Annotated in this window: 13 protein-coding genes; 10 read left to right on the forward strand and 3 right to left on the reverse strand. The window is 62.8% G+C overall.

The window, feature by feature from the left end; genetic code table 11:
- Positions 1-2 precede the first annotated feature (2 nt).
- Genes RA302_RS04645 through RA302_RS04680 form a run of 8 tightly spaced genes read left to right on the forward strand, consistent with a single transcriptional unit; the run spans position 3 to position 8,548 of the window.
- Positions 3-1,187: an MCE family protein gene (locus RA302_RS04645; protein ID WP_020906316.1), complete on the forward strand. Its 1,185-nt coding sequence runs from the start codon at positions 3-5 to the stop codon at positions 1,185-1,187.
- Positions 1,187-2,206 carry an MCE family protein gene (locus RA302_RS04650; RefSeq protein ID WP_019746999.1) on the forward strand — a complete coding sequence of 340 codons (1,020 nt, stop codon included), beginning with the start codon at positions 1,187-1,189 and terminating at the stop codon, positions 2,204-2,206. The genes RA302_RS04645 and RA302_RS04650 overlap by 1 nt, the downstream gene beginning before the upstream one ends.
- Positions 2,203-3,261 (forward strand): MCE family protein, encoded by a 1,059-nt coding sequence (locus RA302_RS04655; RefSeq protein ID WP_003945728.1) that lies wholly within the window; start codon positions 2,203-2,205, stop codon positions 3,259-3,261. The genes RA302_RS04650 and RA302_RS04655 overlap by 4 nt, the downstream gene beginning before the upstream one ends.
- Positions 3,258-4,562 (forward strand): MCE family protein, encoded by a 1,305-nt coding sequence (locus RA302_RS04660; RefSeq protein WP_019747000.1) that lies wholly within the window; start codon positions 3,258-3,260, stop codon positions 4,560-4,562. Before RA302_RS04655 ends, RA302_RS04660 begins: the two co-directional genes overlap by 4 nt.
- Positions 4,562-5,809, forward strand: a complete 1,248-nt coding sequence (locus RA302_RS04665) for an MCE family protein (protein WP_007734342.1) — start codon at positions 4,562-4,564, stop codon at positions 5,807-5,809. The genes RA302_RS04660 and RA302_RS04665 overlap by 1 nt, the downstream gene beginning before the upstream one ends.
- Positions 5,806-7,200 (forward strand): MlaD family protein, encoded by a 1,395-nt coding sequence (locus RA302_RS04670; RefSeq protein WP_020906318.1) that lies wholly within the window; start codon positions 5,806-5,808, stop codon positions 7,198-7,200. Before RA302_RS04665 ends, RA302_RS04670 begins: the two co-directional genes overlap by 4 nt.
- Positions 7,200-8,018, forward strand: coding sequence for a hypothetical protein (locus RA302_RS04675; RefSeq protein WP_225320276.1), 819 nt, complete (start codon positions 7,200-7,202; stop codon positions 8,016-8,018). Before RA302_RS04670 ends, RA302_RS04675 begins: the two co-directional genes overlap by 1 nt.
- On the forward strand, positions 8,015-8,548 hold the full coding sequence (locus tag RA302_RS04680) for a twin-arginine translocation pathway signal (RefSeq protein ID WP_019747004.1): 534 nt from the start codon (positions 8,015-8,017) through the stop codon (positions 8,546-8,548). Before RA302_RS04675 ends, RA302_RS04680 begins: the two co-directional genes overlap by 4 nt.
- A gap of 141 nt (positions 8,549-8,689) precedes the next feature.
- Here RA302_RS04680 and RA302_RS04685 read toward each other — a convergent pair whose 3' ends face one another.
- The gene (locus RA302_RS04685; protein WP_020906320.1) at positions 8,690-10,153 is read right to left on the reverse strand and encodes a trehalose-6-phosphate synthase; all 1,464 of its coding nucleotides are present in this window, start codon (positions 10,151-10,153) and stop codon (positions 8,690-8,692) included.
- A 103-nt stretch (positions 10,154-10,256) separates the two neighbouring features.
- A complete protein-coding gene (locus tag RA302_RS04690; RefSeq protein ID WP_020968508.1) occupies positions 10,257-10,430 on the reverse strand; it encodes a hypothetical protein in 174 nt (57 codons plus the stop codon).
- 156 nt (positions 10,431-10,586) lie between these two features.
- Here RA302_RS04690 and RA302_RS04695 point away from each other — a divergent pair, with 156 nt between their 5' ends.
- Positions 10,587-12,341 (forward strand): ABC transporter ATP-binding protein, encoded by a 1,755-nt coding sequence (locus RA302_RS04695; RefSeq protein ID WP_081098327.1) that lies wholly within the window; start codon positions 10,587-10,589, stop codon positions 12,339-12,341.
- Positions 12,342-12,364: 23 nt separating this feature from the next.
- Positions 12,365-14,140 carry an ABC transporter ATP-binding protein gene (locus RA302_RS04700; protein ID WP_166502908.1) on the forward strand — a complete coding sequence of 592 codons (1,776 nt, stop codon included), beginning with the start codon at positions 12,365-12,367 and terminating at the stop codon, positions 14,138-14,140.
- A gap of 43 nt (positions 14,141-14,183) precedes the next feature.
- Here the strand turns inward: RA302_RS04700 and RA302_RS04705 are convergent, their stop codons facing one another.
- A complete protein-coding gene (locus RA302_RS04705) occupies positions 14,184-15,119 on the reverse strand; it encodes a methionyl-tRNA formyltransferase (RefSeq protein ID WP_020906323.1) in 936 nt (311 codons plus the stop codon).
- Between the last annotated feature and the right edge of the window lie 104 nt (positions 15,120-15,223).

The raw sequence follows: 15,223 nt of genomic DNA on the forward strand, positions 1-15,223 counted from the left end.
CGATGACCGTACCCAGATGGCACAAGAAGTTGGCCGCAGCCGGCCTGGTCCTCGGACTCGTGGCGATCGTCGCCGTTGCTCTCACCATGTTCTCGGGTGGGTTCACCAAGAGCACGCCCATCACCGTGACGTCCACGCGTGCCGGCCTGGTCATGGAACCGAATGCCAAGGTGAAGCTGCGCGGAGTGCAGGTAGGCCGCGTCGAATCGATCTCCCTCGTCGGCGACCAGGCAAGCCTGAAGTTGGCGATGGATCCGGGCCAGATGTCGAAGATTCCGTCGAACGCCCGGGTGGAAATCAAGACCACCACGGTGTTCGGTGCGAAGTACGTCAACATCGTGATTCCCGACGATCCGTCGACCCAGCCGATCCAGGAGGGTGCTGTCATCGCCTCGGACAGCGTCACCGTCGAGTTCAACAGTGTCTTCGAACATCTTTCGGACGTGCTCGCGAAGATCGAACCGGAAAAGCTCAACGCCACACTCGGCGCGATCTCCACTGCGCTCAACGGGCGCGGCGAGTCGCTGGGTGAGGTTCTCGAGCTCGGTGACACCTATCTGAAGAAGATGAATCCGGTTCTGCCGCAGCTCCAGGAAGACTTGGTCGGCGCCGCCGATGTCACCAACCTGTACGCCGACGTGGCACCGGATCTGATGCGCATCCTCGACAATGCCACCGCGACAAGCGGATCGATCGTGGCGGAGCAGGCAAACCTCGACTTGCTGTTGCTGAACGTCACCGGCCTCGCGGACACCGGCAACGCGTTGTTGACCGACAACGAGCAGAACCTGACCACCGCCCTCGACACTCTGACCGCGACGACGACCCTGCTCGACAAGTACTCGTCGGGTCTGACGTGCTTCATCGTCGGGTTGAACGACGGCCGGATCAAGTTCGAGCCGCTGGCAGGCACCGGGGACAAAGCGGCACTGATGCTGAGCGCGAGCTTCATGTACGGCGCCGAGGCGTACCAGAACCCGCAATCTCTCCCCAAGGTCGCGGCCTCCGGTGGACCCAATTGTTATGGTCTGCCCGAATTCGATCCGAAGGTCGACGGGCATGCCCCGTTCGCAGTCACCAACACCGGCAACGTGCCTTTCGTTCCCAACACCGAACTGCGCGTCACCGTGCCGACTATTTTCCAGTATCTCTTCGGTGACTCCTACGAGCAGGAAGACGGGAAGTGATGAGACCGACCACGGTCAAGCTGCTGATTTTCACCGTCGTCATGGCGGTCATCTTCGCCGGACTGGCGATCGTCTTCAGTCAGGTGCGCTTCAGCAGCAGCAACGGATTTCACGCCACCTTCTCGGACGTCTCGGGACTCAAGTCCGGCGACAAGGTACGTATCGCCGGTGTTCCGGTCGGGTCGGTCACCGGAGTGTCCATCGGTGACTCCAACCAGGCCGAGGTCGAGTTCGACGTCGATACCAAGTACTCACTGATGAAGAGCACCAAAGCGACTGTGCGCTACGAGAACCTGGTGGGCGACCGCTACATGGAACTGCTCGAGGGCGCTGGTTCCACCGAGACGCTTTCGTCAGGTGGATCGATTCCAGTCGACCAGACGTCGCCCGCGCTCGATCTGGATCTGCTGCTCGGCGGATTCAAGCCGCTGCTTCGCTCTCTCGACCCCCAGCAGGTCAACGACCTCTCCGGGGCCCTGCTCCAGGTACTCCAAGGCCAGGGTGGAACATTGGTTTCGCTTCTGGGAAACACCAGTTCGTTCACCAGCACGTTGGCGGACCGAGATCAGCTGATCGGGGACGTCATCACCAACCTCAACGACGTACTCGGCACGATCAACGACAAGGGTGATCAGTTCTCCACCACGATCGATCAGCTCCAGCAGTTGGTCAGTGGATTGGCGAAGGACAGTGGCCCGATCGGTAATTCGATCACCGAGATCGCCGGCGCCACCGGAGATCTCGCATCGCTGCTGCAGGCGACACGTCCGGACATCCAGACCCTGATCGGGGAGACCAACCGAACGATGACGCAGCTGGACCTGGGCAAGGACGACATCAATACCGCTCTCGGTCGTCTGCCGTCCGACTACCGGAAGCTGATCCGAGTGGGCACGTACGGAGCGTTCTTCCAGTTCTATCTGTGCGCCAACACTTTCAAGTTCTCCGGACCTGACGGAACGACGATCATCTTGCCCACGGCAGTGCAGGACACGGGAAGGTGCGCAAAAGTCTCATGACCCCTACCCGTGAACGCAATCCGGTACAGATCGGTGTCATCGGTCTCGTCCTGGCGGTGGCAACAGTGGGTGCCGCGCTTCAATACGATCAACTCCAGTTCATCAACGGCGGCATTCGCTACTCGGCGTACTTCCAGGATGCCGGCGGCCTGGTCACCGGCGACGACGTCACCATGGCCGGCGTGAAGGTCGGCAAGGTCAGCGACGTCGAACTCGACGACCAGAAGGTGCTGGTCACCTTCACCGTTCAGGACGGCGTCGCCCTGGGCGAGCAGACCGCGGCCGACATCAAGACCAACACGGTTCTCGGCCGAAAGTCGTTGGCGGTGCGGCCGGAAGGATCCGGACTGCTGCGCACGGACACGCCGATTCCGGTGGAACGCACCAACTCCCCGTACTCGCTCAACGACGCTCTGGGTGACCTCGGGACAACGGTGTCCGAACTCGACACGGAACAGATCAACGATTCGCTCAACGCGATCTCGGACACCCTGGCCGATACTCCGCCGGAACTTCGCACCGCATTGGACGGAATGACGCGGCTTTCGCAGAGCATCAACTCACGCGACGAGAGCCTGCTCCAATTGCTCTCGCGGGCCGAAGATGTCACCAAGATCCTCTCCGACAGAAGCGGTCAGATCGATTCGTTACTGGTTGACGGAAACAAGCTGTTTGCCGAACTCAGCTTGCGGCGTGACGCGATCAGCGAACTGATCGTCAACACCGGCGCAGTCTCACGTCAACTGTCAGCGCTGGTGCAGGAGAACGAGGCTCAGATGGGGCCGACCCTCGAGAAGCTGAATTCGGTCGCCGAGGTTCTTCAGCAGAACAAGGACAACATCGCCGGGGCGCTCGACGGCCTCGGACCGTACATCACCGCGCTCGGCGAGACCGTGGCCAGCGGCCCGTTCTTCGATGCCTTCATCATCAACATTCTGCCGAGTAACTGGTGGAAGACCTTGGTGGACACCAGCGTCGCACCCGAGCAGGTTCCGGGCGACCTGGAAGACTTCTTCCCCGGCATTCCACCGACGATCAGGGGGCCGGGAGAATGACCGAGACCATGACTTCACAGGATTCACAGGGCTCCACCAACCCACGCAAGAAGTGGGTGCTGATCGGAGCGGGTGTGCTGGTCGCGCTGCTCGTGGCGGGTGCGGCCTACCTCTTCATCCCTGGCCTGGGCAAGACCAAGATCTCCGCGCACTTCGTCTCGACGACAGGTCTCTACGAGGGCGACGTCGTGCGAGTGCTCGGTGTCAACGTCGGCAAGGTGACGAAGATCGAACCGCGTGATCGGGACACGTACGTCGAGATGAAGATCGACTCGAGCGTCGACGTTCCGGCAGATGCCAAGGCGCTCATCGTTGCTCAAAGCCTCGTGTCCGCACGCTTCGTGCAATTGACCCCCGTGTACTCCGGCGGGGAACAGATGCCCAACGGCGGCGAGATCCCGATCGAGCGCACCGCCGTTCCGGTGGAGTGGGACGAGATCAAGACCGAACTGACCAAACTGTCGGACGCCCTCGGACCGGAGGGTCTGGACGATCAGGGTTCCCTCGGCCGATTCATCGACACCGTGGGAACGAACCTCGACGGTAACGGTGAGTCCATTCGGTCGACGCTGCGCGAACTCTCGGCCACGATGCACACGCTGTCCGAAGGCCGGACCGATTTGTTCTCCACCATTCGGAACCTGCAGGCGTTTGTCACTGCCTTGTCCTCGAGCAACGAGCAGATCGTGCAGTTCAGCGGTCACCTCGCTTCGGTGACAAGCGTTCTCGCAAGCAGCTCCGACGAGTTGGGCACCGCCCTCAGCGATCTCGACCTGGCGGTGGGCGACGTTCAGCGGTTCGTCAAGGACAACAGCGAGGGACTGAGCGAATCGGTCGCGCGTCTGGCCGATGCCACCCAGGTACTGACTGACAAGCGCCCGGAGATCGAGCAGGTTCTGCACTCCGGACCGACGTCGCTTGCCAACTTCTATCAGATCTACAAACCGGCTCAGGGCAGCATGACCGGCGCAATTGCACTGAGTAACTTCAAGAATCCAATCCAGTGGATCTGTGGTTCCATCGAAGGCATCGACAGTGGTAACTCCCAGAACAGTGCCGACCTGTGTAAGCAGTACCTCGGGCCGGTGCTCAGCACGATGATCGGCAACTACCCCGGATTCCTGTTCAACCCGGTCGCGGGCGTGCAGGCTTTCCCGGATCAGATCGTCTACACCGAACCGGGATTGGAAGCGGCAAGTCAGAATCAGCCGGAAACTGTCGCAGGACCGATGTCAGGTGCTCCCATGACGAGTGTTCCCAAGGATCTCGCCGAACTCTTCAACATGGGCGGAGGGAACTGATGCGGGTAGCTCGCAAGACCACGGTTGCCGTGTTGGCCACGGCAGTGGCACTCGGCGCCAGCGGTTGTGAATGGAACGGTCTCAACTCTGTGCCGATGCCAGGAACTCAGGGCCGGGGCGAAGGCGCATACGAGGTCCAGATCGAGATGCCGAACGTGACTACGCTGTCGCAGAATTCGCCCGTCCGGGTGGATGACGTGGCAGTGGGAAGCGTTTCGAACATCGAGGTTCAGGGCTGGCACGCTCTGGTGACGGTGTCGCTGAATCCCGAGGTTCAGTTGCCCGCCAACGCGACGGCAAAAATCGGCCAGACAAGCTTGCTCGGCTCTCAGCACATCGAGTTGGCGCCGCCGGTTGGAGAAGAGCCCGAGGGCCGACTCGAAGCCGGTGACCTGATTCCGATCGAGCGGGCGGGCGCTTACCCGACGACGGAACAGACGCTGTCGTCGCTGTCCGTTGTTCTCAACGGCGGCGGTCTCGCTCAGGTTCAGGACATCACGAAGGAACTCAATGCCGCTCTCGGTGGGCGTGAAGATTCCGTTCGAGACCTCCTACCTCAGCTCGATCAGCTGGTCGGAAGTCTGGACAAGCAACGAGGCGACATCGTTTCGGCGATGGAAGGACTCGATCGACTGTCCTCGACCGTCCAGGCACAGCACGACACCTTGAACAAAGCGCTCGAAGGTATTCCGCCGGCACTCGAGATTCTTGTCGCTCAGCGTCAGGACATCACCAACGCGTTGACCTCCCTCGGTGGTCTCAGCGAGGTGGCGAGCCGTGTCATCCAGGAGAGCGGCGACGATTTCGCGACCAACGTTCGGGCCCTTTCGCCGACTCTGAAGGCCTTGGCGGATTCGGGTAACGCTCTCACTCAGGTTCTCGGAGTCCTCTTGACGTTCCCGTTCCCACAGAACGGAATCGACAACGTCATCCGCGGTGACTACGCCAACTTGGCGATGACCATCGACATCTCGCTGCCCCGACTCGACGCGAACTTCCTCACCGGAACTCCGTTGGCGGGAACGCTCTCCGGACCGGAGGGGGTGTTGGGTAAGCAGGCCGGGCTCGCCGGGCAGACTGGCAATCCGTTGAGCGATCCACTCAAGCCTGCCGCACCGCCGGCCCAGGCTCCTGCCGGACAGGCTCCCGCTGCGCAGGCCCCGGCAGCGGATCCGAATACCATTCAGATTCCGGGTCTTCCGCCGATCAACATTCCAGGACTTCCTCAGGGGGCACCGGCACCATGATGCTCACAAAGTTCGTCCGCATCCAGCTCATCATCTTCGCCGTCTTGACGGTCGTCGGTTTGATCGTGATGGCCACTCAGTACGTGCGTGTTCCGGCGATGGTCGGTATCGGCCGATACGACGTCACTGTCGAATTGCCCGCCACCGGTGGGCTGTACAAGAACTCGAACGTCACCTACCGCGGTCAGACCATCGGTGTCGTGAACGCGGTGGAGCTCTCGGAGACGGGTGTGAATGCGCGACTGTCTCTCGAGAGTGGCGTCAAGGTTCCGTCGGACGTCGATGCTGCGGTCAAGAGTGTGTCGGCGATCGGCGAGCAGTTCGTCGACCTGATTCCGCACACCGACAGCTCCGGAGCGATCGTGGTCGACGGGCATCTGGAAAACGGATCGGTGATTCCCGAAGACCGAACCAGCATTCCGCAGGATGTCGGCGCGATGCTCGATCAGGCAGATCTGTTGCTGCAGAGCATTTCCGACACCAAGCTCAAGACCGTCATCGACGAATCCTTCAAGGCGTTCAACGGTGCCGGCCCGGATCTGCAGAAGCTGATCGACTCGGCTCGGCTGTTCGTCGAGGAGGCGAACAACAACTCCGACGCGACCAAGACGCTGATCGAGCAGGCCGGTCCACTCCTGGACACTCAGGTGGTCAGCAGCGACGCCATCCGTTCCTGGACAAGCAATCTGGTGACGTTCACCGACCAGCTCCGAGCCAGCGACCCTGATCTGCGTGCCGTCATCCAGAAGGGGCCGGCCGCAGCGGCGGAGGCGAATGCTCTTCTGCAAGACATGCAGCCGACATTGCCGATTCTTCTGGCGAACCTCGTGTCCGTCGGACAGGTCGGCGTGATCTACAACAACGCGATCGAGCAGATTCTGGTCATCTACCCGCCGCTGGCCGCAGCGCTGGTCACGGTGGCAGGCTCCGGCCCGGCTGCGGATGGTGCACTGGTGGACTTCCACATGGAGGTCAACGACCCGCCGCCGTGCACTACAGGATTCCTGCCCGCAGAGCAGTGGCGCAGTCCGAAGGACGAATCACCGATCGAGACGCCGTCGGATCTCTTCTGCCAGGTTGCCCAGGATTCGCCGATCGCCGTGCGGGGCGCGAGAAACCTTCCCTGCGAGGAGTATCCGGGACGTCGTGCGCCGACGGTCGAACAGTGCCGTTCCGGCTACGTACCGATGGGCACGAACCCGCAATCCGGGCCTCCGGAACCGATTACCGCGACCCCGAGCTCGTACACGTCGACGCCTTCGGTCTCGGCTCGTCGGTACGATCCGATTACAGGCACGTACATCGGGCCGGACGGAAGGACGTACTCGCAACCGAACCTCGGTGGCGGCGACGTCAGTCTCGAACAGTTCATGAAGGGTCAGCAGGGTTGATGACAGACGAAGATCCACAGGCCGGGCAGCGGGTGCGCCGTCGCGCGTCCCGCAGCGCCGGACCCACGGGTGCGGATGCAGACGCTGCCGCGGTAGTAGTGCCCACCGAAAAGAAGTCGGCCGAACAGAAGCCAGCTGAGCAGAAGCCAGCCGAGCAGAAGGCGGCTGAGCAGAAGGCGGCTGAGCAGAAGGCGGCGGCGCCAGTTGCTTTGGGCAAGCCCGATACTCCACCTGAGAAGGTCGTCAGCGGCGATCAGGTCGCGACCAAGGCTGAGCCGACCGGCGCCGCCGAAACCCCCGCAGAAACTGCTGTGGACACCCCTGTTCGTTCGAAGCCCAAGGCCGGGTTGGTAGTCGGGATCGCCGTTGCTTCGGTGATCGCTGTTGCTCTTGCGGCCCTGACGGTGTTTCTTCTCGTCGACCGGAACAAGGCGTCCAATGCCGACGAGGACCGAGCGCGCTACGTGGCCGGTGCCCGGACCACCGCACTGAATCTGACGACACTGCACGCGGATACAGCGGCTGCCGACCTCGACAAGTTCCTCGCCGGCACCACCGACGAGTTCAAGTCGCAGTTCGACGGACGCAAGGATTCGTTTGTCAACGTCCTCGGGCAGGCCGGAGTTCAGACCGACGGCGAGGTACTCGAAGCCGGGTTCGAGAAGTCCGACGGCGATTGCGGGACTTCATTGGTCGCCGTGCGTGCGATGCAGAAGAACGGCGACGAAGCGCCCGCTGAACGCAACTACCGACTCCGAATCACCATGTGCGACGTCGACGGGCAGTTGCTTGCCTCGAATGTGGAGTTTGTGCCATGACCCCAGAAGTAATCCCCGAGACGTCCAAGCCCAAGCGCGTCTCACCGCTCGCCATCGTTCTGTGCGTCATCAGTGCAGTGGCCATCGCGTTGGCGGCAGTGTCGGCGTATCTCTACTTCGGTCCGGGTGGAACGCGTGACATCGCGGCGATCGATCAGACCAGAGACGAAGTGGCACAGGCCTCTTCCGATCAGGCGGTTGCGATGTTCCAGTACGACTACAACAACGTCGACCAGCAGTTGCACGCGGCCACAGACGGTTTGACGGGCGATTTCCAGGGCACGTTCACCAACCTGATCGAATCGGTGATCATTCCGGGAGCCAAGGAAAAGTCGCTGACCGTTCAGGTAGTCGTCCAGGGTGCCGCGGTTCTCGACGCGGAGGCGGACAGCGCGACGACGATGCTGTTCCTCAATCAGATCACTACGTCTTCGGAATCACCCGAAGCCGTCGCCAGTGGTAGTCGCGTCAAGATGAGTCTGGAGAAGCAGGACGGGCGTTGGCTCGTGAACAACGTCCAACCCTTCTGATCGATCACCTGAAACAGGCTGGGGTCGATCACCTGAAACAGGCTGGGGTCGATCACCTGAAACAGGCTGGGGTCGATCACCTGAAACAGGCTGGGGCCGCGGAGATTCACTCTCCGCGGCCCCAGCCTTTGTGCACTGTCCTCAGTGGTCTTGTGCTTCGGCCGGGGCGATCAGCGCCGGACCTGCGGCACCGCCGTGCGCGAGCGCGTCGAGGAACGAGCGTGCCCAGCGGTCGACGTCGTGGGTCAGGACCTGACGACGTAGCGCACGCATGTGGCGTCGGCCGTCCTCTCGCGGTTGATTGAGGGCCTTCTCCATCGAATCCTTGACGTCGTCGAGGTCGTGGGGATTGCACAGGAAAGCCTGGCGGAGTTCTGCTGCAGCGCCGGTGAATTCGCTGAGCAGCAATGCGCCGCCCAGATCACTGCGGCAGGCGACGTACTCCTTGGCGACCAGGTTCATACCGTCACGCAGCGGCGTGACCAGCATGAGGTCGGCAGCGACGAAGAACGCGACCAGTTCGTCGCGGGGGATCGGCCGATGGATGTAGTGGACGACGGGGCGACCGACTTCGCTGAACTCGCCGTTGATCCGGGAGACCTTCTGCTCGATGTCTCCGCGCATCTGTACGTAGCTTTCGACGCGTTCGCGGCTCGGGGTCGCCAACTGCACCATGACCGTGTCGGCGGGATCGATGCGCTTCTCCATGAGAAGTTCGTGGAGTGCGGCGAGCCTGACGTCGATGCCCTTGGTGTAGTCGAGGCGGTCCACGCCCAGCATGATGTGCTTGGGGTTTCCGAGTTCTTTGCGAATCTGCTTGGCGCGGTCTCGAATTGCCTTGGTGCGTGATAGTTCGTCGAGCTTGCCGGAGTCGATGGAGATGGGGAATGCACCGACGCGGACGCTACGGAAACCTACTTGCACCACACCGAGTTTGGAGCGGACGCCGACGGTTCCGCGTGAAGTCTGCTGTCCGGCAAGGCGTCTGGCCAGATAGAGGAAATTCTGTGCGCCACCCGGAAGGTGGAAGCCGATGAGGTCGGCGCCGAGGAGGCCTTCGACGATCTCGGTGCGCCACGGCATCTGCATGAACAGCTCGACCGGGGGAAACGGAATGTGCAGGAAGAATCCGATGGTGAGGTCGGGGCGCAGCATCCGCAGCATCTTCGGTACCAACTGCAGCTGGTAGTCCTGGATCCAGACGGTTGCGCCCTGAGCCGCTGCCTTGGAAGTGGCTTCGGCGAACCGCCGATTCACCTCGACGTAGGCGTTCCACCATTCGCGGTGGTACTCGGGTTTGACGATGACGTCGTGATAGAGCGGCCAGAGGGTGGCGTTGGAGAACCCCTCGTAGTACTCGTTGATCTCCTCGGCGCTCAGCGGCACGGGGTAGAGCTCGAGTCCGTCTTCGACGATGGGGTCGAGATCGGCGTCGGGCACGCCCGCCCAGCCCACCCACGCGCCCTGATTGCTGCGCAGAATCGGCTCGAGAGCGGTGACCAGTCCACCGGGGCTCCGCTTCCAGCGGGTGGTGCCGTCGGGAAGCCGTTCCAAGTCGACGGGCAGGCGGTTCGCTACGACGACGAACTCAGCCTGCCCGGACACGGTGTCACCGGTCGAAGAAGCAAGTGCGCTGTCAGAAAGGGTTGAACTGGTCGAATCCGGACTGACAGGCACGTGGTTCCTTCTCGGTCGGTGAGGGAAAGATTCAGTCGAGCTTGGCGGCGGGAGAGATACCGAGCATCGAGAGCAGCATCCTGCACTCGTCGGCATCCTCCGCGTATGCAGCGACAACGTGCTGCGCCATGCGCGCTGTTTCCTCGGCGACGGTCTCGATTTCCTCGTCCGCGATCTCGGTTTCGACGGTCGTGTTCTCAGCCATCATGTTCCTCTCGTGCTTGCCTGCACGGCGCAAGCAATGTTTCTTACTCGCGACTCTATGAGAACTGGGCGTGTCGACGCTAGTTGCTCATGTATTAGGGTCGACTTACTTATCTCTGTACTCAACTTTATCGCTTCCACCGATGCTTGGAGTTCCATGAGTTCGACCCCCTCGAGTGTGACCGTCGACTCGGACGAGCCCGATAGTGGCAATCACAGCGGTGCTGCGATTTTGCGACGCGTCCTCGTCCGCAACCGTCGCCCGCTCGCTATCGGCACGGTTCTGGTCTGTCTGCACCAACTGACCGAGACGGCGGTGCCGATCTCCATCGGTGTGATCATCGACCGTGCCGTGGAGACTTCGGACACCACGGCCCTGATCGTCTCCATCGTCGGTCTCGCGGCTCTGTTTCTCGTTCTGACGGCCGCGTGGCGCTTCGGTGCACGCTTCATCGTCACCGCGATGCAGCAGGAGGCTCATCGCCTCCGGCTCGAGGTGGCGCACCGCGTCCTCGATCCGCGTGGGGTGCGAACCGATCTGCGTTCAGGTGAACTGCTGACTGTTTCGACATCGGACGCCGAGCAGACTTCGTGGATCGCGGACATCGTCCCGCGCGCGGCTGCGGCCCTGACGGCTGCGGTCGCGTCGGCCGTGGCGTTGGTGTGGATCGACCTCTGGCTGGGATTGGCCGTTCTGATCGGAACGCCGGTCATTCTCGGTCTGCTGCAATTGGCGGCGCCGCTCATCACGTCGAGGGCCACCGGTCAGCAGGCGTCGATCGCGCGGGCGTCGGCGATGGCTACGGATCTGGTCAGCGGATTGCGTCCACTGCGCGGTATCGGTGGTGAGAAGACCGCGTCGGCTCGCTATCGCACAGTCAGCCGTCAGGCGCTCGCGTCGACGATCGGCACGGCCAAGGCGACCGGTATCTACACCGGCGTTGCCGCGACCGTCAGTGCGTTGCTCGCGGTCGGTGTTGCGGGCTTCGCCGGGTACTTCGCGTTGCAGGGCCGGATCACGGTCGGTGAACTGATCACCGTGGTGGGGCTTGCGCAGTTCATCATCGAACCGCTCGGATTGCTTGCGTCCATTCCCGGATACTTCGCGGTGGCGCGGGCGTCGTCGGATCGACTGGCATTGGTCTTGGACGCGGAGCCACTGCGGGGCGCGGGTTCGCAGACCGAACTCGAAGGCACCGACCTGACCCTCGACGGCGTCGAGTACAAGTCGCTCAAGGGCATCGACCTGCACCTGCCTGCCGGAGAACTGCTGGGCGTCGTGGCTTACCAGCCGCAGGACGCCGACGCTCTTGTCGCGGTCCTGTCCGGTCAGCTGGCGCAGGGTTCGTATCGCGGAGTGGTGAGGGTTGGCGGAATCAGCCTGTCCGACATGGACTTGCGATTGGCGCGTCGGACGGTGTTGGTGGAGCCGCACATCACCGATCTGTTCTCCGGGTCCCTCGCCTCGAACGTCACTGCGGGCGCCGGTGACGCCGCTGCTCTCGACATCCAGAGCGCTCTGGCGGCGTCGGCAGCGGCGGATGTCGTCGACGCACATCCGGACGGTCTCGACCTCGAAGTGACCGATCGAGGCGCCAGTTTGTCGGGAGGTCAGCGACAACGCGTCGCCCTCGCGCGCGCCTTGGTGGCACAGGCACCCGTGATGGTCCTGCACGATCCGACTACGGCAGTGGACGCGGTGACCGAGGCGTCGATCGCCGAAGGAATCGCAGAACTGCGGCACGAGGGTGCCGGTGGCATCCACACGACGGTATTGATCACCAGCAGCCCCGCCTTGTTGGCTGTGACGGATCGAGTGATCGTCTTGAACGACGGAGTGATTGCCTCGATCGGCACACATTCCGAACTCTCTCGCGGGGACGCGAACTACCGAGGAGCGGTGCTGCGGTGACGGCCACGGACATGACAACCGATATGCCGGCCGGGGAGAACGCGGAGAAGGTGACCGAGCGCGAACTGTTGCCGATCGCGGGTGGTCGACAGACCTGGAAGTGGTTGCGAGCAGCGCTGGCCGAACACCGGATGCAGAGCCTGTTGGTCCTGATCGTCGCGGCTTCGGCGTCGGCGATGGCCTTGGTGCCGATTTACGTATTCGGTGTCCTGGTCGACCGGGTCCGGGACAACGCGCCCACGTCGACGATCGTCGGGGTGGTCGTGATCATCGCCGCCGCCGCAATCGTGGGCGGTGTGTTCACCGGTGTGGCCGCCTATCTGATCAAGCGACTCGGCGAGACGATTCTGGCGGACCTGCGCGAGCGAACCGTGGACCGGGCACTGCGCCTCCCGATCCAGACCGTCGAGAAGGTCGGCAAGGGCGATCTGCTCTCACGAGTCGGCGACGACGTGTCGGTGATCGCCAAGGCCGTGTCCGACGTGGTTCCCGGCATGATCGCAGCAGTTCTGCTCGTGGCTCTGAGCATGGTGACCATGCTGGGACTCGACTGGCGCCTCGGCCTCGCCGGAATGGTCGCGCTGCCGATGTACGCGCTGGCGCTCAAGTGGTACCTGCCGCGATCGGCTCCCATTTACGCTGCCGAGCGGGTAGCGATGGGCGCTCGTTCACAAGCGCTCATCAGCAGCCTCCAGGGTGCCAAGACGGTCCGCGCGTACAGCCTCGAGAAGGAACACCTCGGTCAGATAGATGCGGCGTCGGCAAAAGCGCGTGATCTGGCCGTCGGCGTGTTCGGCCTGTTCACGAGGTTCGCCGGTCGCGGTAACCGCGCCGAATTCGTGGGCTTGTCCATGATTCTCGTCGTCGGATTCCTGCTGGTCCGTGAGGACGTCGTGACAGTCGGCCAGACGACGACTGCTGCTCTGCTGTTCCATCGCCTGTTCAACCCGATCGGCTCGCTGCTTTACACCTTCGACGAAGTGCAGTCGGCCGGCGCCAGCCTCGCGCGACTGGTCGGCGTCGTCGAGATCGAGGAAACGGAGCCTTCGACGGATGCAGGTTCCGTTCCGGCCGACGGTTCGCTGCGTCTGGACGACATTCGGCACAGCTACGACGGTGGCCATGAGGTTCTCCACGGAGTGACTCTCACCTTGCGAGCGGGGGAGCGCGTGGCGCTCGTCGGTTCGACCGGAGCCGGAAAAACGACGCTTGCGGCGATCGCTGCCGGTTCGATCACTCCGACGTCGGGGCGGGTGTCGATCGGTGGTGTCCCGCTTGCCGACCTCGACTACCTACGACGCCACATCGCGATCGTGAGTCAGGAGGTCCATGTTTTTGCCGGGCCCCTGATCGAGGATCTGAGGTTGGCCGCTCCCGAATCCTCGGACGAGGACGTAGCCGCGGCGCTGCGGACGGTCGGCGCGTACGAGTGGGTGGAGGCTCTCGACGAGGGAATGCTGACCGTCGTGGGCGAAGGCGGGCACGAGATGACGGCGGCACAGGCGCAGCAGTTGGCTTTGGCGCGACTGGTGTTGGCCGACCCGGCCGTCGCGGTACTGGACGAAGCTACAGCGGAGGCGGGCAGCGCCGGAGCACGGGAACTGGAAGCGACTGCCGAAGCCGCTACGGAGGGCCGCACCACTCTGGTTGTTGCACACCGGCTTACACAGGCTGCGGGCGCCGACCGAGTGATCGTGCTCGAACACGGACAGATCGTAGAAGAAGGCCCGCACCGCGAACTGGTGTCCGCGGGCGGGCGTTACGCACAACTGTGGGCGGCCTGGGAAGGTCGCGACTGAGGGGTTTGTACTGGGGTTTGCACTGAGGGGTTTGTTCAGACGATCAGGTGAGGTACCCGCCGCCGTGGGGGAAGAACTCGGCGGCGGTGTACTCGCTGCCGTCGTCGAGTCGGACGCGCTCGATCCGCAGTCCCTTGTTCTTGCCCGACCATGCGTCGGGGCCCGCGACGATCACCATGCCGTCATCTTCTTGAATGAACACTCGGCCGGGGGTTCCTCCGTAGTGCCCGCGTGAGACGGACGCCTTCAGGATGCGGATGCGCCGGCCCTTGAACTCCGCGAAAGCGTTGGGGTACGGATCGGACTGTGCCCGGACGAAACGCTCGATGACCTCGGCCGGCCAGGACCAGTCGACGTGGCTGTCCTGCGGTGCGCGCTTGTGGAAGAACGTGGCCTGCGATCGGTCCTGCGGCGTCCAGTCGGTCCGCCCGGACGCGATCAGATCCAGGGCGTCGAGTGTGATGGGGCCGATCATGTCGATCGTGCGGTGGAACAGATCGGTGACGGTGTCGGTCGGGCCGACCGTTGTCGATCGCTGCAGCACGATGTCGCCCGCATCGAGTTCCTCGTCCATCAGGTGCGCCGTGAGGCCAACTTCTTCTTCGCCGTTGATCAGAGCCCAGATGAGCGGGGAGAATCCCGTGTACTTGGGCAGCAGCGAATCGTGGATGTTGAGGGTGCCGTACTTAGGTGCGTCGAAGACCTCCGCAGGCAGCCAGGTACGCCAGTTGTTGGCGACGATGATGTCGGGAGCTGCTTCGGCCAGCGCGGCCTTGAAGGCGTCGTCAGGCTTGTTCGCCACGTGAACGGGTACACCGTTCTCGGCCGCCAGATCTGCAACCGAGTCCGCCCACATCTGTTCGTAGACGTGCTCACTCTTCGGGTGTGTGATTGCCAGCACGACCTCGTGATCGGAGTCGATCAAGGCCTGCAGGGTACGGTGGCCCCAGGTTTGGTATCCGAGCGTAGCGACTCTCAACGGGGGTCCTCCTGGACGAGCATGGGCTGGGGTTGCGGTCACACGACCGCCCATCAGCTTAGGCTATCCAACCAAAATTGTTGATCACACGTACGAGGAGGAAG

It is taken from the genome of Rhodococcus sp. DN22 (assembly GCF_036669995.1).
Lineage (GTDB): Bacteria > Actinomycetota > Actinomycetes > Mycobacteriales > Mycobacteriaceae > Rhodococcus_F > Rhodococcus_F erythropolis.